At 53.4% G+C, this 591-nt stretch carries 1 rRNA gene; it reads left to right on the top strand.

From position 1 onward, the window contains the following. Positions 1 to 41: 41 nt before the first annotated feature. Positions 42 to 591, top strand: a 23S ribosomal RNA gene (locus AB4Z50_RS35900); the annotation flags it as partial.

Genomic DNA, 591 nt, shown 5'->3' with positions numbered 1-591 from the left:
TGTTTTTACGTAAGCGAAGGTGAGCGATCACCTGAGCATTTGGTTAAGCTAGTAAGAGCGCACGGAGGATGCCTAGGCACCAGGAGCCGAAGAAGGACGTGGCGAACAACGATACCGCCCCGGGGAGCCGTAAGCAGGCATTGATCCGAGGATTTCCGAATGGGGAAACCCAGCTRTCGTAATGGAYAGTTACTMYYAACTGAATACATAGGTTRGKWAGAGGCATACCAGGGGAACTGAAACATCTAAGTACCCTGAGGAAGAGAAAACAATAGTGATTCCGTCAGTAGCGGCGAGCGAACGCGGATTAGCCCAAACCAAGGAGCTTGCTTCTTGGGGTTGTAGGACGTCTCACAYGGAGTTACAAARGTGTTTGGTAGGCGAAGAGGTCTGGAAAGGCCCGCCAGAGCAGGTAAAAGCCCTGTAACCGAAAGCAAGCACCCTCCGAGACGGATCCTGAGTACGGCGGGACACGAGAAACCCCGTCGGAATCCGGCAGGACCATCTGCCAAGGCTAAATACTCCCTGGTGACCGATAGTGAAGCAGTACCGTGAGGGAAAGGTGAAAAGCACCGCGGAAGCGGAGTGAAA

This window comes from Paenibacillus sp. 2TAB26, assembly GCF_052115145.1.
Taxonomy (GTDB): domain Bacteria; phylum Bacillota; class Bacilli; order Paenibacillales; family Paenibacillaceae; genus Pristimantibacillus.
Note: the sequence above shows the minus strand (reverse complement) of the source record. Positions and strands in the feature narration are given on the sequence as shown.